This window comes from Aeromonas sp. R6-1 (genome assembly GCF_040908165.1).
Classification (GTDB): Bacteria; Pseudomonadota; Gammaproteobacteria; order Enterobacterales; family Aeromonadaceae; genus Aeromonas; species Aeromonas caviae.
This window is the reverse complement of record NZ_JBFODF010000041.1, coordinates 109,472-125,410: the sequence shown is the minus strand read 5'-3', so window position 1 is coordinate 125,410 and position 15,939 is coordinate 109,472. Positions and strand designations below refer to the sequence as shown.

16 protein-coding genes are annotated in these 15,939 nt (G+C 56.8%); 4 read left to right on the top strand and 12 right to left on the bottom strand.

The window, feature by feature from the left end; translation table 11 throughout:
- The first annotated feature begins 67 nt into the window (after nucleotides 1–67).
- Nucleotides 68–921, top strand: a protein-coding gene (locus tag AB5Y68_RS12385) for an IS5 family transposase (RefSeq protein WP_368206892.1) whose coding sequence is annotated in 2 segments (ribosomal slippage) — nucleotides 68–410 and nucleotides 410–921 — 855 coding nt in all. Because the reading frame shifts where the segments join, the coding sequence is not laid out codon by codon here.
- Here AB5Y68_RS12385 and AB5Y68_RS12380 read toward each other — a convergent pair.
- The 7 genes from AB5Y68_RS12380 to AB5Y68_RS12350 all read right to left on the bottom strand — a co-directional run bounded on the left by AB5Y68_RS12380 (nucleotide 879) and on the right by AB5Y68_RS12350 (nucleotide 6,194).
- Complete coding sequence (locus AB5Y68_RS12380) at nucleotides 879–1,793, bottom strand: zonular occludens toxin family protein (RefSeq protein WP_368207202.1); 915 nt, start codon at nucleotides 1,791–1,793, stop codon at nucleotides 879–881. The genes AB5Y68_RS12385 and AB5Y68_RS12380 overlap by 43 nt on opposite strands.
- Nucleotides 1,794–1,796: 3 nt before the next feature.
- Nucleotides 1,797–2,111 (bottom strand): DUF2523 family protein, encoded by a 315-nt coding sequence (locus AB5Y68_RS12375; RefSeq protein WP_039040803.1) that lies wholly within the window; start codon nucleotides 2,109–2,111, stop codon nucleotides 1,797–1,799.
- Between the two features lie 3 nt (nucleotides 2,112–2,114).
- Nucleotides 2,115–3,230: a hypothetical protein gene (locus AB5Y68_RS12370; RefSeq protein ID WP_152610200.1), complete on the bottom strand. Its 1,116-nt coding sequence runs from the start codon at nucleotides 3,228–3,230 to the stop codon at nucleotides 2,115–2,117.
- 338 nt (nucleotides 3,231–3,568) lie between these two features.
- Complete coding sequence (locus AB5Y68_RS12365) at nucleotides 3,569–3,781, bottom strand: major coat protein (RefSeq protein ID WP_039040802.1); 213 nt, start codon at nucleotides 3,779–3,781, stop codon at nucleotides 3,569–3,571.
- A gap of 300 nt (nucleotides 3,782–4,081) precedes the next feature.
- Nucleotides 4,082–4,402 (bottom strand): hypothetical protein, encoded by a 321-nt coding sequence (locus tag AB5Y68_RS12360; RefSeq protein ID WP_039040801.1) that lies wholly within the window; start codon nucleotides 4,400–4,402, stop codon nucleotides 4,082–4,084.
- Between the two features lie 27 nt (nucleotides 4,403–4,429).
- On the bottom strand, nucleotides 4,430–5,956 hold the full coding sequence (locus tag AB5Y68_RS12355) for a replication initiation factor domain-containing protein (RefSeq protein ID WP_039040800.1): 1,527 nt from the start codon (nucleotides 5,954–5,956) through the stop codon (nucleotides 4,430–4,432).
- On the bottom strand, nucleotides 5,943–6,194 hold the full coding sequence (locus AB5Y68_RS12350) for a hypothetical protein (protein WP_039040799.1): 252 nt from the start codon (nucleotides 6,192–6,194) through the stop codon (nucleotides 5,943–5,945). The genes AB5Y68_RS12355 and AB5Y68_RS12350 overlap by 14 nt, the downstream gene beginning before the upstream one ends.
- A gap of 124 nt (nucleotides 6,195–6,318) precedes the next feature.
- On the opposite strand from AB5Y68_RS12350, the gene AB5Y68_RS12345 reads away from it, so the two are divergent.
- From AB5Y68_RS12345 to fabA, 3 genes are all read left to right on the top strand, one after another.
- A complete protein-coding gene (locus AB5Y68_RS12345; protein WP_368207200.1) occupies nucleotides 6,319–6,723 on the top strand; it encodes a helix-turn-helix domain-containing protein in 405 nt (134 codons plus the stop codon).
- Between the two features lie 38 nt (nucleotides 6,724–6,761).
- Nucleotides 6,762–8,741 carry a Lon protease family protein gene (locus AB5Y68_RS12340; protein WP_039040797.1) on the top strand — a complete coding sequence of 660 codons (1,980 nt, stop codon included), beginning with the start codon at nucleotides 6,762–6,764 and terminating at the stop codon, nucleotides 8,739–8,741.
- A 78-nt stretch (nucleotides 8,742–8,819) separates the two neighbouring features.
- Nucleotides 8,820–9,380 carry a 3-hydroxyacyl-[acyl-carrier-protein] dehydratase FabA gene (fabA, locus tag AB5Y68_RS12335; RefSeq protein WP_010674758.1) on the top strand — a complete coding sequence of 187 codons (561 nt, stop codon included), beginning with the start codon at nucleotides 8,820–8,822 and terminating at the stop codon, nucleotides 9,378–9,380.
- Between the two features lie 79 nt (nucleotides 9,381–9,459).
- Here fabA and rmf read toward each other — a convergent pair whose 3' ends face one another.
- From rmf to rlmKL, 5 genes are all read right to left on the bottom strand, one after another.
- Nucleotides 9,460–9,636 (bottom strand): ribosome modulation factor, encoded by a 177-nt coding sequence (rmf, locus tag AB5Y68_RS12330; protein WP_010674759.1) that lies wholly within the window; start codon nucleotides 9,634–9,636, stop codon nucleotides 9,460–9,462.
- 160 nt (nucleotides 9,637–9,796) lie between these two features.
- The gene (locus tag AB5Y68_RS12325) at nucleotides 9,797–11,446 is read right to left on the bottom strand and encodes a DUF3466 family protein (protein WP_039040796.1); all 1,650 of its coding nucleotides are present in this window, start codon (nucleotides 11,444–11,446) and stop codon (nucleotides 9,797–9,799) included.
- A gap of 8 nt (nucleotides 11,447–11,454) precedes the next feature.
- Entirely contained in the window at nucleotides 11,455–13,365 is a 1,911-nt protein-coding gene (locus tag AB5Y68_RS12320; protein WP_039040795.1) for an ABC transporter ATP-binding protein, read from the bottom strand.
- 72 nt (nucleotides 13,366–13,437) lie between these two features.
- Nucleotides 13,438–13,665 (bottom strand): glutaredoxin family protein, encoded by a 228-nt coding sequence (locus AB5Y68_RS12315; RefSeq protein ID WP_039040794.1) that lies wholly within the window; start codon nucleotides 13,663–13,665, stop codon nucleotides 13,438–13,440.
- Nucleotides 13,665–15,836, bottom strand: coding sequence for a bifunctional 23S rRNA (guanine(2069)-N(7))-methyltransferase RlmK/23S rRNA (guanine(2445)-N(2))-methyltransferase RlmL (rlmKL, locus tag AB5Y68_RS12310; protein WP_039040793.1), 2,172 nt, complete (start codon nucleotides 15,834–15,836; stop codon nucleotides 13,665–13,667). The genes AB5Y68_RS12315 and rlmKL overlap by 1 nt, the downstream gene beginning before the upstream one ends.
- Nucleotides 15,837–15,939 lie beyond the last annotated feature (103 nt).

Genomic DNA, 15,939 nt, shown 5'->3' with positions numbered 1-15,939 from the left:
CTAGGCTGTGTTCTTAAAGTGATGAAGATATAATCTCACATCTTCTCAACAGCTTAAGATCCATTCCGTGTCCCGCCGTTATCAGCTGACTGATGCACAATGGGGGCTTATCGAGCCCCAGTTTCCTTCTCGAAGCCTGATCGGGCGCCCTACCCGTGAACCGCGCCAAGTGCTCGATGGCATTCTCTGGATACTCCACACCGGAGCTCCTTGGCGAGACCTTCCAGAACGTTTCGGACCATGGAATTCGGTCTACAACACCTTCCGGCGTTGGCAGGATGCAGGCCGGATTGATGCCATTCTGGAAGCGCTGCAACTCAAGCTCAATGAAGAAGGGCTCATCGATTTCGACCTGTGGTGCCTGGACGGCTCCAATGTCAGAGCATCCAAAGATGCTGCCGGTGCACGTAAAAAAACACCTCAATGAATCAAGCCCTTGGCCGTTCGCGGGGAGGTTTCGGCAGCAAAATTCACTTGGTCACGGACCGTCATGGCTTACCACTGAGCTTCTGCCTGTCACCGGGGCAATCAGCAGAAATCAGCTATGCAACAAGCGCGTTGGCCATGGCGAGGATACCAACGTCATCAGGTCGCTACCGAACACGGCCAGCGCATCTTGCCGCAGACAAGGCCTATAGCAGCAAAGCCTTTCGAGCCGAGCTACGGCGGAGAAGGATAAAAGCGGTCATTCCGCAACGCAGCGACCAGCAACGGCGCCATAAGGGGCGTCCATTGGTACTGGACAAGGTGCATTACCGCAGGCGCAATGTCGTGGAGCGGTGCTTCGGTTGGTTGAAGAAGTTTCGCCGGTTTTCAACGAGATATGAAAAGCTAGCCAAGAGTTTTGCAGCCTTTATCAAACTGGCTTTTTGCCTTCGCTACTTGCGCGAGTTATGTGTGGACAGAAAACCAGCATTTTGAGAACACAGCCTAGGACGTACATTAGCAGCGGGCGCAGCACCCACTTGCCCAGGAACCGAAACAGCGGCATCAGCGGGCGCAGAAGCCACCACAGGGGCTTTAGCAGACGAGTCAATATATTCAGGCTTGATGAAACCAAAGAACATACAGAGTCCCCAAATTGCCAGAACAATGAGAACTTTAGGATCTCGAAGCATCGAGCTGCCTGCGATTGTATCCGAGACTTTACCGGTTGTAGTCGAGTCATAAAGTTTGAAAACATATTTTGGCACCTTATTAAATGGCTTGGCTTGCAGCACATCAGACATGGATGTACCGGAATTATCGGAAAGGTGGAGCACTGTCTTATAACGGCCACCAATCCCCAGTATCGCCATATTGGTATGGCGAATCGCCGTCTCGGCCGCAGCTCGAATAACTTGGTGAACCTTTTTGATGTTCGGGGTTGTTAATACGAAATCCCAGTTATGGTGACGGTGCATATCAAAGGCCACGTCGATTGTTTCCGGTCGGCCATCCTCTTTCGCCTTATCCGGCCCACCAGGATAATCGAGTTTATCCAGGTCACTCTGGCGCCATGCTGGCGGAAATACCCGCTGCACCTCATCGACCAGGAAGAATGCCCCTTTAGGTGCCCAGTGATAGAAACGAGCCAGAAGATCACGCCCTTCCTGGGATTCTGTCTCGACGTAGAGCACCTCAAAGCTGTCTGGCACATCCTTCCCCAGCACTTCACGGCAGCGCTCAACAGAGAAGCCGCGCACGTTGGTAATGATGTAGCGACCCGCCTTGATGGCCGGGATCACATCGGTGTGAATAGCGCCGCTTGATTTATAAGACCCTGGCGCACCGTGATGGATTTTTATCGACATGGATCACCACCCGAAGATATTCAGTAGAAAGCGCGTCACAAACGCCTGAGTAATAACGGACAAGCCCTTATCAAATTTCAGATAGAGCAAGATATCCCGCACTGACGATGGAAGACTGTTAAAGGAGGACGATATCAAATCGCTGAATTGCAGGTTTATCAAGATTTCCCTGGCAACGTCCCATGAAAATACCAGCAGGAATATTTTGAACTCAACCCATTGAATCGCCAGTTTAACCGAAATCCAGGCCGTTACCTGGACAGCGAGATTATATATATCGTTAAACAACCCACTGAATAAATCACCTAGCCATTCCATCGGTCACCTCTTAGCAATAATCATGAAAGCAACAAAGTAGAAGATAAACATCATCAATGCGGCCAGGAACTCCCAATAGCCGTCAGCATCAGGGCACACTTGATAAGCCTTGCCATACATAGAGAACATATCGAAGCATTTAGGAACAGAGGCAGAGCCATAGAACTGATATTTAAACATATCGGTCATTTCATTTTTAATAGAAAGATACTGGCTTTTTAAAGCCTCCTTGTGTTCATCATATACTTTCGTTATCTGCTCCAGGTCAAAGGCACAACTAGCGTCATCCGAGCAAAGCGGTGATTCATATTCAGCCTTTGCAATATGCATAGGATTTGATGCCGAGCCAGGCATTTGAGAATAATCAATATTAAAGTCGCCAGACCCACCTTGCCCACCACCAGAGTTTCCCCAGCCATTCTTTAAACCATCTTGGATCATGTATTTAATGCCGTAAAGATTGTCATTCATCTGGCTTAGATAACCAGACTGGCTAGATATGTTGGAGTTAACCGAATTAACCGAACCTTGAAGGCTCCCAATAGCACCAAGCATACTCCCCATATTGGATGACATGGAGCTTGTATTGCCGCTAATAGAGCCCAGAGTTGACATAGCCGATTGTTGCATTGCTTTCAGCGAAGCTACATCACCTTTGATTGCAGATATATCAACAGTAGAAACGGCACCACTTGTACCACCAGAAGAACCCATGCTATCAGCAATTTTCTTTAACTGAGCATTAGCCAAATCAAAATCAGCCTCAATACGAGACAAATAAAGATTAGTCCCCTCTATTCGACCAGGAGTTTCCCGTATATAAGTTAGTGCTTGATCAAGCTTGTCATTAACGTCAGACAATTCGAGCTGGGTCTTAAATGTATTACCAGCAATCTGATTGGAATAATCCTTCAAACCAGAAAGCCTAGAATTAACCCCCGCAAACTGCTTACCTAAATTAGTATTAATCTTTGAAAGGGTATAACCCACTGTCTGATAACCGTAATGATTAAAATACTGCCAACCAGCAATATTATCGGTATCACCAGGAAGGCTACCATCCCCGCCAGGACTGCCCCCAGTATCACCACCACCGTCGCCACCAGTACCAGTGCCCACAGTACATTCCACACCGTTAGACTGTATGGGGCCCATGGTGCCCGTAGATGGCGTCTCAACACAGACTCCAGGGCAAACGACCTGACACCCGCCCAGAGTGGAGGACTCCCATTTAACGCAATAGGGCATTGCTGTACCTATAGGCACATTTTGCAGATTGAGCCCTGCCGGACAGCTCGCAAACGCCCCCAGCGGCACCAGGAACAGCAGATAAAGCAATCTCACGCGACCCCCAATAAAAAAGGCGACCGAAGCCGCCTTGTGTCATATGGAAAACGATGCCCTGTACCCTTCAACAAAGAACAGGAACCACAACGTCCCAATGAGCAAAGACACGATTAGGCTTTGCGCATCAGGCCGATCAGGATGCCAGCACCGACGACCGTGGCCACGACCATCATCACCTTGGGCGCGGTGATAGTGACGTCAGACTGGGCATTATCCAGCGCAGCAGCAGCCGCTGCCGCCATGGATGTATCAGCAGCATTGGCACCGACGGCAGCCATAGAACCCACCAGGGCGATACAGCCATTGCGATAATAGTTTTTCATACTCGTTTATCCTCTTTTTGCACCTACAATTACGCGGGCAATAGCGCCCACTTTTAAACCCAAAGCCCAGAGAACAATGCCAGAGCTAAAGGCAATTCCCACATCCGCTATATCGAATTGAAACCAATTGGATATATCGGTGAGTTTGGAATGCTCCTGGACAGTCAGGAGCACGTAATTACAAGAATCCCCCTCTGAAAGGCGGGTATATCCTTCGGAGGTAATATCCAGGCAAATCATTATTGCGCCCTCGTCGTCGGTCGCTGCGCGCCCTCGCTCCTCCTCCTCGTTGCGCGCCGATTACAGCGGCTTTTTAGAGGCTTGGTAGCCAACAACAACGTTGCGGGTCGGATTCTGGGGATCCGCTTCCAGAATAAGGTCAATCGCCACCAACTTGGGGCAATCAGCCATTTCCTTGATAGTCGGCGCATCATTGCGCAGGGACAACTGGCGAACCTCATAGCCCCAGGAGTTGATATTGCACTCCGGCTTGTTGACGTTGTTTGCAGGAGCCAGATATTCCACCTGGGCAAAGTCATAAGGCACCGGAGCGCCAGACTTGCGAGAAACACCGTAGCCATGGGTCACGCGAGTGACCAGCACACTGGACAAAATAGACATAGTTATTACCTCGTTGAAGAACCTTGGTTAGGTCGAAAATACAGGCAGCTCGTCCAAGTCAGGAGGGAGCGGCATTCTTAATCGCGCCGGAATATCACTTTCTTCCAGGTGCGCAGTTAATTGGTTAACAATCTTCTCAGGCGATAATCCCTCGATGTTCGCTAACCAATTAACAAGGCGACCCGCCATGCGGGACATATTAAAGACGGCATTGTCCCTGGACGTTTTGAACTTGTTTTTAAAGGTGGTCAGTCTGACGGGCTTTATTTCCGCTTCCTGGATAGCAGCCAGCCATTTATCAAATTGCGGATACATCCCCGCAAAATAGGGGTCTGGGTTTACCAGGACGTCCAGCGGGATAATGCGGTCCTTATTGTGCAGCTCGCCTTCGGCGCGTACCCAATTCGGATACTCTGCCGACTGCATCTGTTTGCCCTTTTCGTATACCCGGGCGCACTTTCCGTTGATGCGGCTGCCCACGTAGAACGAGCAGCCCTTGGTCGGCACCATGCCAAAGCGCTTGGCTATGCCCTTGGCAACCTCGGTGATCACGAACTCACCCGATTCAATCTTCATCCAGGACGGAGCGCGGCCCCGCTGGGGATGGAACTCGCCGGCTTCCGCGCCGGCAATGGCACCCTGGTAGGTGATGTGCTCGCCGCTGTAGTCATCCAGGGCGAGATCCACCCGTGTGATGCGCACGCCTGGAATGTGAGAGATAACATCATGCAAAGCCTGGAAATCCAGGGCGGCACAACCCACACCGGAAAAACTCACCATGCAACCATGGTTTGCCGCACCCCAGCCAATCAGGCCGCAGGGGATGCCGTCACACAGCAGGTCAGCCGAATTGGCGTAACCGTGCAGGCCAGAGCGGCGAGGGCGCATCGTGAAGCGCGGCTCGGGGATGGGGACACCAATGCGGGTATTCAGCTCCTCTAACCACAGCTCCAGCTCGTTGCAGCAGAGGGCATCCAGGAACTGGACGCCGTAGCAGTCGATCAAGTCGTTGTAGGCTTCCCAATACTTGGCACCCTCGACAACCTCGAACTCGGAGAACTTGAGCAGGGCAGTGCAGACCGCCTTCAACTCCTTACGAATGTCGGCACGGGCCTTGTAACCGGAATGCAAAGCACGCTCCATCATTTCGGTCATGGATAGCGTCACGACAGGGGCAGGGGACTTAGGCACCCCCTGGAGGCTTAACCGCTCAGTGGTCTTGTCATATTCAACCGTTGGGGCAGGGGAGACCCCCAGCCGTTCGGCCTTGCCGCACAGGCGTTCTGTCACCTTGTCAAAACGGGCGAGGGGAGCGAAGCCAACCGGACGCTTCCAGAGATAACGCAGCCCCTCGACAGGGGGTTCAGAAATGGCCGCTTGCAGGGCCTTCACGTTGGTATCGAAGCGCGGGACAGCCTTCAAGAGCGCACCTTGCTTGGCAAGCTCCTTCATCTGGATCAACTCAGTCGGTGCCCAGGTGAAGGACAGATAGTCGATCAGGGTTTTGTTGCCGATAACCCCATTTATCGGCATCACGGCGCTATGACCAGTCATCGAAAAACACTCCCTGGTCATAGAAGCCGCGCCAGGTGTCCTCGGTGACTTCCACCAGTTCGAACACGGTATCGGGGTACGTCATCGACAGATAGACCCGCAGCTCATGCAGGTCGCGGAACATCTCGACCTGACCCGCGATACAGGCGGAGTAATCGCCAGTCGGCTCTGCCTGCCAATAGACCTTGCGCTCGATGAGCGCGGGCAGATCCTGGTTTTGTGGGCTAGAGTGGGTCATATGTCACGCAATCAAATGGTTGGTTGACTCATTCAACCATGTGGCGAGTTGAATGGAAACAAGCTGTTTTTCGCCAAAATCGGTATGATGGGACGGATTGTCTAACCACTCAGGAGACAAAAACATGGACTCTAAAACGCTGCTTCTGGCCTACATGAGGGCCAAAAAGTACAGCCAATTCCAGGAAGTCGCCGCAGACCTGGGATTTACCACCTCGTATATCTCAGCCGTGAACAAAGGAAAGTCGCAACTCACTGATGCGACTGCAAAAAGAATGGCTGAGGAAGCTGGCTTGGATGTCAGCGAAGTGCTGTTAAGCATGGCGGCAGTCAGGGCCACGGATCCCGAGCTGAAACAGGCTTGGTACGATATCCTGGCGAAGTATTCAAAAGGAGCTGGCACGGCGGTAGCCCTTGCGGCGGCTGTGTTTCTGTCTCCACTGAGCGGGCCTGACCATACCGCGCATAATGTATATTATGTTAAATTGAGTATCTTGGTATTCTGTCACCCTCAACCGAACTGTGTATAATGGTGGCAATTGATCCTATCCCCGACCGGATGTCTTAAGTGGCTGAATTAACATCAGAACAATTAAAACCCGCTTTCTCGATTGAGCAGTTCCCCACACTTGGCGAACTCGACCCCATTCCGTTTGCCGCCCTGCAACCCAGAGCGATTTCGGGTATCAAACGGCTGGCCAGTTTTGATGGTGACTGCCCGGTCATGATCCTCAATGGTTTCCCCGGTGCAGATTACGAGAATGTCTGCCAGACCCTGATTGCCTCTTCGAATGGCAAGGATGGCGACCTGTTCGATCTCTGTTATACCGAGAATCTCAACAACCCTTTCAAACCCATCTGGCTGCGCCTGCAACCGGGCTCGGGTTGCGAGTTCTGCGAAATGGTCGGCGAGCTGCTCAAGCTGATGAGCCACCATCTCGACGCCGAGCGGCTGGTCACCCGGATCATCCGCAAACAGAACAACGATCCCAAGATCGTGGATTTCCTCTCCGATCTGGCCGCCCATGTCGCCCAGGGCCTCGAGTTCCAGCACCCAGTGCTCATCAACCTGCTGATCCATCATGAGGATCAGCAAGCCCCTGTCGTCTACGGCCGCGACCTGAACTGGGATACCTTGTTCGGTTCCATCAACTATCAGACGGAACAAGGCTCCGTTTATGCCAACCAGCACCTTTTGGAACCTGGTCTGCTGCGGGAAGCCAACGGTGGTTACCTGGTACTTCAGCTTGATGAGCTGCTGGATCAGCCTCATCTCTGGTTCAAGCTCAAGAACGCCATGCAAAAAGGCGAGCTGGACTGGAATGCCTATCAGGAAGGCAAGACGCTGACGCCGTTCTTCACCCCGGAAGCGACCCCCATCCGGTTCAAGTTGATCCTGGTCGGTGACAGGCTGGACGTGGCGGAATTCCAGATGCTGGACAGGGATATGGCGGAGCGCATCTTCCTGCGTGCCGATCTGGTCTCCGAAGTGAACATCGAGGAAGATCTCCCCGCCTTCCTGCAATATCTCGCCTGGCTACGAGCGCGCTGGGCGCTGCTGGATTTCACCCCAAGTGCCCTCCTCGCCCTCTGTCGCCATGCCAGCCGCCTGTGTGACCACCAGGAGTGGCTATCCCTCTCCGAGGTACAGCTCGGCGCCATCATGCGCATGGCCGACAGCCTGGCCCGCGAGCTGGAAGCAACCTGCGTCACTGACGAACATATCCTGCTCGCCCTGGAAGAGCAGGATTACCGCCTCAACTATCTGGTGGAGCAATCGGATCAGGGTGTCATCGACGGCCAGATCCTGCTGCAGACCGACGGTGAAGAGGTTGGCCAGATCAACGGCCTTTCCGTCATTCAGGTGGCCGGCCATCCCTATGACTTCGGGGAGCCGGTACGTCTCACTGCGACCGTCCACCTCGGGGATGGCGATGTGGCTGACATCGAGCGCAAGGCGGAGCTCGCCGGGCACATTCACGCCAAAGCCATGATGATCATCCACGGCTACCTCTCCAACAAGTTCGGCGCAGAGAACCCCTCGCCGCTCTCGGCCAACCTGGTGTTCGAGCAGTCATACCACGAGATAGATGGTGACAGCGCCTCCCTGACCGGCCTGTGTGCCCTGCTCTCCGCCCTCGCCCGCCAGCCCATCTACCAGCACTTCGCCGTGACCGGTGCGGTCGACCAGTTCGGCAATGTGCAGGCCGTTGGCGGCGTGAACGAGAAGATTGAGGGCTTCTTCCGGGTGTGCAAGATCCACGGCCTCACCGGCAAGCAAGGCATTCTGCTACCCGGCACCAACGCCCAGCAGCTTAACCTCTCTGACGAAGTGATCGCGGCAGTAGAGGCCGGCCAGTTCCACATCCACCCGGTGGATCACGTGGAAGAGGCTATCGAGCTGCTCACCGGCTGCGTTGCTGGCGAACCGGACATGCCGGATACCCTGTTTGGTCGCATCCAGGAGAGACTGGACGAACTCAATGGCACGGCAACAAAGAGTGGCGGCCTGCTGCGCAGCCTGCTGGACCGGCTGCTTGGCCGTTAAATGAAGTGATCGGAGTTGTTTGGCGAACATCTGTAAGCTAAATTGGCCCGGCTTTGACCCATATGAAGGATAAACAGCGTGACCCTAGATAACGACACCACTGATCCCCGCCTCTCCCTGTGCGAACAAGGCAAAGAGTCCTTTACCCGTGAAGAGCTGCTTGCCTGCAGCCGTGGCGAATTATTTGGTGAAGGTAACAGCCAGCTGCCCGCCCCCAACATGCTGATGATGGATCGCATCGTCAAGATCAACGACCATGGCGGCGAGCACGGCAAGGGTGAAATCCTGGCTGAACTCGATATCACGCCGGATCTCTGGTTCTTCGACTGCCACTTCCCCGGCGATCCCGTCATGCCCGGCTGCCTGGGCCTGGATGCCATGTGGCAACTGGTCGGCTTCTTCCTGGGCTGGAAAGGGGGTCCTGGCAAGGGACGTGCGCTGGGTGTCGGTGAAGTCAAGTTCACCGGCCAGATCCTGCCGACGGCCAAGAAGGTCACCTACAAAATCACCTTCAAGCGCGTCATCAACCGCAAACTGGTCATGGGCATTGCCGATGGCGTCGTGGAAGTGGATGGTCGCCCCATCTACAGCGCCACCGATCTAAAAGTGGGCCTGTTCAAAGACACCACCGCATTCTGATCCTGCTCCTGGGTGAGCAGAACAACGTAAAGGGGCCACAATGGCCCCTTTCCTTTTGTAATGAGTGATGAAGTATCGGTTACTTCATGAAGAGGCCTGAGCCTCGCCCTTCCATGGCATCGCGCCAACCACCAAGCCAATGGCCCCTGGCATCCAGGCACTGGTACGGACACGCTTCTTTCTGTTTGCCGACTACGCCAGCCTGATAACCACGAGCGCGAGCTCTCTCCAGACGGTCCCGTTTCTGTCTCTTCATCATCTACGACCCTCTTCGTGGAACAAAAAAAGCGACCAGTTTTTCACCGGTCGCCTTCATCTTTACCCCAGGGGGGAGGCAGGGTCAAACAAAAAATTCCATGCTATTCAGGGGTTGTGACACAAGATACTGAACTGCATTAATTTTTGATGACACTTATTTATCGCTGATAGCGACGCAGCCAGGCAAAGGGCAGCGCCAGCAGAGTCAACCAGAACAGGCTGCCGCCACCGCCTTCGCCACCATCCTGACCGGTCTGGTTGTTGACCGGCGCATTGCTGACCACATAGCTGGCCGGGGCATTGCCCTGATAATCCGCCACGGCCGGCGTCAGTTTGACAGCGACCACGGTGGCGTTGGCGCGTTTGTTGAGGTCGCTCTCGCTGTCATAGCGATACGCCGTCGCGGCAATGGTGCCGTCGCTGCTGATGCCGCTGGCGTAAGCGATGTGATAGTACTTGCCGTTCTGGACACACTGCTTGTTGCCGGCGTCATCCTTGCCACAGATGAGATCGTTCAGATACCAGCTGTTGGCCGGGGCGGCCGCGTTCAGCAGGAAGGCTTCCTGCATGCGGTTGGTGCCATTGACCACCGGTTGGGTCTGATGGCGGGAGTCGCGCCAGCCAACCACCATGTTGTGCTCGTTGATGGCGGCCGCTTCCGAGCCTGCCCCCGAGACCGGCTTGTCCTGGAGAGGAAGGCTGGCCGCCGTACCCGGCTTGCTCAGGTTGAACAGGAACATCTCCACCGGGCGGTTCTGGCCCTTGTTGATGCGATAGCGCTGGTTGCCGATCACGTAGCCGTTGTCGTTGACGGCCACGGCCCAGCTGTGTTGCAGCTTGGCATCGTCCTTGCCAGGCTCGCCATCCGGCAGCGGGATGATCTTGGTGGTGCCCACGGTGCCGGCAGCCGTATCCAGGGTCCAGTAGCTGGCGAGGTTGCGGCCATCCAGATCACCAGTGCCCACCTCGCCGGTGGAGCTGTAGCCCACGCCGTAGAGGGTGCCGTTGTACTTGGCCACGCCCAGTGCAGAGGCGGTTTGCAGCACCTCGTCACGCTGATGGCCATAGGTGCCGGCCTGCATCAGCTTGTTGAACCCGCCCGAGCTGTTGAGCAGCCAGAAGCTCGCCTGGGTATCGACCCCGGGGCAGTAGCGGAAGTCACCGTACTGGCTGTCATTGCCCGTCTCGAAACACCACTTGTAGAAGTCACCGCCCACCTTGTGGCGATACTTGTCGCTGGCCGCGGTACCGGTCACCAGATACTGACCGTTGTCCAGCTTCTTGATGGAGGTGGGTACGCTCAGGCCGTGGGTGCTGGCCGCATCCTTGAGCTCGACCGGGTTGCCGTCATTGACCACGGCAAAGGCGGTGCGCAGCTTGCCATTCATCTTGTAACCGACCCGATCCTCCGGGACATCCCCGAGGGCCGTCACCAGGCCATCGACCTCGGAGCTGGTCACGTAGCCCAGGTTGCTGCGTTGATCCACCTTGTCCAGGAAGTCGCGACGCCACTGGTAGGCAAAGCCCGAGTTGTCGCTCCAGAAGGAGTTGCAGACCGAGTTGGAGAGCATGCAACCCTGCTCGAAACGGAAACGATCGACCAGGAAGTCGGCAAACCGCACGGTGGAGAAGTATTCCGCCATGTTGTTCTTGGTGTTGAGCCCGATGAGGCCGTTGGCATCGCCGCTGATCCCGCTGGCATAGCCTTTGACTTCGTCATCGACGATGGTGAAAAAGGAGCTTTGTGCCGCCTGCGCGTTGAGGCTGGCGCCGACCAGGATGGCCAGCATGGATAATTGCTTTTTCATCTACTTCCTTAGTCTTGATGTTTCAACGCTTCCAACTCCTCCCAACGGGAGAAGGCGTGTTCCAATGCGGCCTCTGCCGCATTCAATGCATCCAGTTTGGGCTGGGTCTGCTCTGCTGGCAGAGAGAAGAAACCGGGGTGGTTAATCTCGGCCTGCAGGGCATCGAGTTCCATTTCCAACTGTTCCAGCCGGGCTGGCAGATTATCCAGCTCCAGTTGCAACTTGTAAGAGAGTTTTCGTGTTTTTTTCGCAGGCTCCGCTGCCGACGCGACAGGCTCTGCCACCTTGACCGGGGTCGCCTTGGCCGTCTGTTGGGCGGCCTGCAGGGCTCGTGTGGCCATCATGTCGGCGTAGCCCCCGACATAATCGCTGATCCGTCCATCCCCTTCAAACAGCCAGCAGCCGGTCACGGTATTGTCGATGAAACGGCGATCGTGACTGACCAGCAGCAGGGTGCCCGGGTAATCGGTGAGCAGCTCTTCCAGCAATTCCAGCGTTTCGACATCCAGGTCGTTGGTTGGTTCATCCAGAATCAACAAGTTACTGGGCTTGAGGAAGAGTTTGGCCAACAGTAGACGGTTTTTCTCGCCCCCTGACAAGGCCTTGACCGGGGTGCGCGCCCGCTTGGGCTCGAACAGGAAGTCCTGCAGGTAGCCGAGGATGTGGCGGGAGCGGCCGCGAACCATCACCTCCTGCTTGCCCTCCCCCACGTTGTCCACCACCGTCTTCTCGGGGTCGAGCTGCTCACGGTATTGATCGAAGTAGGCCACTTCCAGGTTGGTCCCCTGGCGCACCGAGCCACGGCTCGCCTCGAGCTGGCCCATCAGCAGCTTGATCAGGGTCGACTTGCCGCAGCCGTTGGGGCCCACCAGAGCAATCTTGTCCCCACGCAGCACCTGCAGATCCAGTCCCTGGAACAGGGTGCGATCACCAAAGTCCAGCCCCAGCCCCTCGGTCTCGAACACCAGCTTGCCGGAGCGGCCCGCCTCGTCCAGTTGCAGCTTGGCCTTGCCCTGCAGTTCCCGGCGCTGGGTGCGCTCCATGCGCATCGCCTTGAGGGCCCGCACCCGTCCCTCGTTGCGGGTACGACGCGCCTTGATCCCCTGGCGCACCCATACCTCTTCCTGGGCCAGCTTGCGGTCGAACTCGGCGTTTTTCAGCTCCTCGACCCGCAGCCACTCCTCCTTGCCTTGCAGATATTCGTCATAGTTGCCGGGCCAGGAGGTGATCACGCCGCGATCGAGATCGATGATCCGCGTCGCCAGCTTGTGGATGAACTCCCGGTCGTGGGAGATGAAGACGATGGCGCCGCGAAAGTCCTTGAGGAACTCTTCCAGCCAGTTGATGGCATCGATGTCCAGGTGGTTGGTCGGCTCGTCCAGCAGCAACAGGTCCGGGTCACACGCCAGGGCGCGGGCCAGAGCCACCTTGCGCAGCCAGCCGCCTGACAGACTGTCGAGCGTCACATCAGGGTCGAGATCGAGCAGGGTCAGCACCTGATTGATGCGGGTCTCGTACTGCCAGCCGTTCTGATAGTCGAGCTGCTCCTGCAACTGGCTCATGGTGCGAATGTTGGCATCGGAAGGGTCGTGCGCCAGGGCGTGGGAGACATGGTGGTACTGCTTGAGCAGCTCCCCTACCCCGGCCAGCCCTTCTGCGGCGTAATCGAACACGGTGATCTCGCTCGAGGCGGGCGGATCCTGCTCGAGGCGGGTCACTTTCAAATCTTGTTGCAACACCAGACGGCCGTCGTCCAGCGGCAATTCGCTGGCAATCACCTTCATCAGGGTAGACTTGCCCGCCCCGTTGCGACCCACTAGACAGAGGCGCTCGCCCCGCTCTATGGTGAGCTCGGCATGGTCGAGCAGCGGAAAATCACTGAACGACAGGGACGCGCCGTGCAATGTCAAAAGAGCCATGTTTGTTCCTTGTTGCTTATGAAAAAACGGGCGGCAGCGTGAGTCTGCCCCCGTTTTGTCGTCAAATCCTGCTCACCCCTGTGCCAGCCAGCCTTGCAGCTCTCCCAGGGTGAAAGGCCAGCCCAGCTCCCGGCCGGCACTGTCTTGCAGCACCGGGATGCGCACCCGGTAAGCCTCGAGCCAGGCCTCCTCCTCCAGGATGTCGCAGCGGCGGGTCTGCGCGGCCATCCCTGCCTGTTCCACCAGCGCCCACGCCTGTTCGCACAGGTGGCAGCCGTCGGTGTGAAACAGGGTCAGCATCAGCCTTGTGCCTCGGCGTGGGTGATGATCCAGCAGTTGTGGATATGCTGGTTGCGCTCGAAGTCCTTGGGCCGGGTCTTGTTCGTGATGTTCTGCGCCTTGAGACCGATGGCGTCAAGGCCGGCCAAGTCCATCTTGAAGTGGCGCTTGTTGTTGGAGAAGACCAGGGTGCCGTCCGCCGCGAGCAGGCGCTTGAGGTGCTGCATCAACAGCAGGTGATCCCGCTGCACGTCGAAGCTCTCGTCCATCCGCTTGGAGTTGGAGAAGGTGGGCGGATCGATGAAGATGAGGTCGTACTGCTCGTCAGCTTCCGACAACCACTTCAGACAGTCCGCCTGCACGAACTTGTGCTCACGGCCCACCAGCGAGTTGAGGCGCATGTTGTCCTGGGCCCAGTTGAGGTAGGTGCGCGACATGTCCACCGTGGTGGTTTCGCGGGCGCCGCCGAGCCCCGCGTGCACGGTGGCACTGCCGGTATAGGCGAACAGGTTCAGGAAGCGCTTGCCCTTTGCCATCTGGCCCAGCATGCGGCGGGTCTGGCGGTGGTCGAGGAAGAGGCCGGTGTCCAGATAGTCGTAGAGGTTGACCCAGAGGCGTGCACCGTACTCCTGCACCTCCATCCGGTGCTGCTCTTCGGAAAGCTTCTGGTACTGCTGTTTGCCTTCCTGGCGCTCGCGCACCTTCAGGATCACCTTCTCGCCGTCCATGCCAGTCACCTTGATGGCGGCCTGCACCATGTCCAGCAGACGCTGGCGGGTCTTCTGGGCGGGGATGTCCTTGGGCGCAGCGTACTCCTGTACCACCAGATAGTCCTGATAGCGGTCGATGGCGGCGTTGTACTCCGGCAAGTCCGCGTCATAGAGGCGGTAGCAATCGAGGTTCTCCTTGCTCGCCCATTTCTCGAGGGTCTTCAGATTCTTGCGCAGACGGTTGGCAAAGTCCTGGGCCACCTCTTTCTGGGAAGCGACGGCATCGAGGGCGATCTGGTAGTTGCGCAGTTGACACTCGAGGGCGCCGTTGAACAGGCGATACTGCTTGTCGGCACGCAGGCGCAGGCAGCTCAGGAGTTCGGGAGAGGCGGAGAGAATGGTGACCTTCCACCCCTGAAAACCGCGGCGCAGGGCATCGCCAAGGGCCTGATGCACTTCCAGCAGGGCCGGGAACTCCCCAAGACGCTCGCCATAGGGCGGGTTGGAGATAAGCATGCCGACCTGACGGCTCTCCCCTTCCACAGCCGGCATCGGCAGCGGATTTTCCAGCTTGGTGACATCGGCCTGCTTGAAGGTAATGAGATGGGCCACGCCGGCGGCCTTGGCGTTGTCACGGGCCTTCATCAGGACCCGGGTATCCGCATCGCAACCGAACAGTTTCACCTCGCAGCGTTGCATGCCGCGCTTGGCACGCACCTGGGCTTCCATCATCAGACTCTGCCACAGTTCACCATCGTGTTGCAGCCAGCGATCGAAACCGAAGCGCTCGCGGCGCAGCGCAGGCGCCATGTCGGCAGCGATGAAGGCCGCTTCAATCAGCAGGGTACCGGAGCCGCACATGGGGTCCATCATGGGCTCGCCGGCCCAGCCGCTGCGGGCGATCATGGCCGCAGCCAGGTTCTCTTTGAGGGGCGCCTCGCCGGTGCCCTGGCGATAGAAGCGCTGGTGCAGCGCCGGGCCTGACAAGTCCAGCGTGATATTGGCCTTGCCTTTGCCAAGGTGCGCCATGATGCGAATGTCCGGGGACTTCTTGTCCACATCCGGGCGCACGTGACCGCGCTTGGTGAAGCGATCGACGATGGCGTCCTTGATCTTCAGGGCACCGTACTGGGTATTGCGAATGGAGGCGTTGGTACCGGTAAAGTCCACCGCGATGGTGGCGGTACCGGAGAAGTGCTCCTCCCAGGGAATGGTATGGGCCCCGAGGTAGAGGTCCAGATCGTCGTTCATCTGGAACTCGGAGAGCACCAGCACGATTCGGGAGGCGAAACGGCTCCACAGACAGGCCTTGTAGCCGATGGCCAGTTCGCCCTTGAAGTGGACGCCGGCCACGGTCTCACGGACCTGCTCCGCCCCCAGATTGGTCAGCTCGACGGCCAGCAGGTTTTCCAGCCCTTTGGGGCAGGTTGCAAAAAATTCTTTCATCACGCTCACGGGGATGCCATAAAAATAGTGCCGCATTATACCTTATCGGCCCGCACTCGGCACTCGAACCTTGGACAAAGGCGCCATATAAACGGCAAGAGGCGCGGCAAACGCTCCCCTCCCCCTTGCGGGCGACAGG